Annotated in this window: 2 pseudogenes; both read right to left on the bottom strand. The window is 56.1% G+C overall.

The features are described from left to right. Positions 1-234, bottom strand: a pseudogene (locus ACR0DK_RS20525) (c-type cytochrome); the annotation flags it as partial. A gap of 1 nt (position 235) precedes the next feature. Next, positions 236-503, bottom strand: a pseudogene (locus ACR0DK_RS20520) (sulfite dehydrogenase); the annotation flags it as partial.

Raw genomic sequence — 503 nt, 5'->3', positions numbered from 1 at the left:
ACACGCTGAGCAATTATCGACCCAAAGTTCTTCACCCGTCCATACATCGCCCGAGCCTACGGGCAGACCTTGCCCATCAGGGCGCACGTCAATATCCCATGCAGCGATTTCTTCAGGCAAAGCCGTGCGGCCCAAACCATAGCCGCCATCCCGAGAGGGGGCCGCATTCTCAGCAAGCGCAAAGGTTGCGCCCCCCATCAACAGGGCTGCGGAAAGACTGATTACCTTATTCATCTTATCCAACCTCCACATTTTCCGCATTGCCGTTTTCATCCACCGCCCAAGTCTGGATCCCGTTATTGTGGTAGATGGAGTTCTCGCCGCGCACATGGCGCAGCATTTCCTTGGTGGGCTGCACATAGCCCGTGCTGTCATGGGCCCGGCTTTGCAACAGCAAGGGCCGCCCATCCCAATCAAATTCGAAATAGAAGCGATGCATGGACTTGTCTAAGGATGGCCCTGACATGCGCGCTTGGTGCCAATTAATGCCACCATCCAGCGTC

The organism is Ruegeria sp. CE6 (assembly GCF_056537485.1).
This window is presented reverse-complemented; position numbering and strand designations above follow the sequence as displayed.